Genomic DNA, 594 nt, shown 5'->3' with positions numbered 1-594 from the left:
AGTTGTTGCGCAGTGCTTGGTGACCAGGACGGCTGGGGCACCAATAGGTTGTCAAAGGCCGAGTCGATTTTGGGGACTGGGATGTCCCAAAATCTATCACGAGGCCGAAGACACGCTTGTTGGCTACGATTCCTACCGCCGTTTTATCCAACTGTTCGGGAAAGTGGCGCTGGGTATCGCGGACGAACTGTTTGACGAGGAATTCAACAAGGTCAAGGAAAGAGCTCATGTTACCGAGGATGTGGATCTGTCTGCGGACAACCTGCGGGACATCAGTGAACGTTTCCTGGCTGTGGTGGAAAAGGCAACCGGGCGTCCTTTTCCGGAAGACCCCTACGCTGCCAGCCATGGAGAGCGAAGCGAAGGCTGGTAGACCCCAGTAGCCGCGAGGCCGCACTGTTTTCCCGGCGTGCCTTGCGCCAGAGGGAAAACAAAGTAGGCCTCTGAACGCGGCGTCCAGTCATTGGGAGACAAGTACGGAGCAGCAACGAGCTTGCGAAGTTGTTGCGTAGTGCTTGGTGACCAGGACGGCTGGGGCACCAATAGGTTGTCAAAGGCCGAGTCGATTTTGGGGACTGGGATGTCCCAAAATCT

At 56.2% G+C, this 594-nt stretch carries 2 protein-coding genes; one reads left to right on the top strand and one right to left on the bottom strand.

Annotated features, from left to right (window positions below):
* The first annotated feature begins 163 nt into the window (after window positions 1-163).
* A complete protein-coding gene (locus tag ACOCD2_RS25195) occupies window positions 164-373 on the top strand; it encodes a hypothetical protein (protein ID WP_371415005.1) in 210 nt (69 codons plus the stop codon).
* Here ACOCD2_RS25195 and ACOCD2_RS25190 read toward each other — a convergent pair.
* On the bottom strand, window positions 334-594 hold a 261-nt coding region (locus ACOCD2_RS25190; protein ID WP_419626378.1), incomplete at its 5' end, for a hypothetical protein. The two genes, ACOCD2_RS25195 and ACOCD2_RS25190, sit on opposite strands and share 40 nt — an antisense overlap.

This window comes from Thiolapillus sp. (assembly GCF_048562965.1).
Lineage (GTDB): Bacteria > Pseudomonadota > Gammaproteobacteria > Chromatiales > Chromatiaceae > Thiolapillus > Thiolapillus brandeum_A.
Note: the sequence above shows the minus strand (reverse complement) of the source record. Positions and strands in the feature narration are given on the sequence as shown.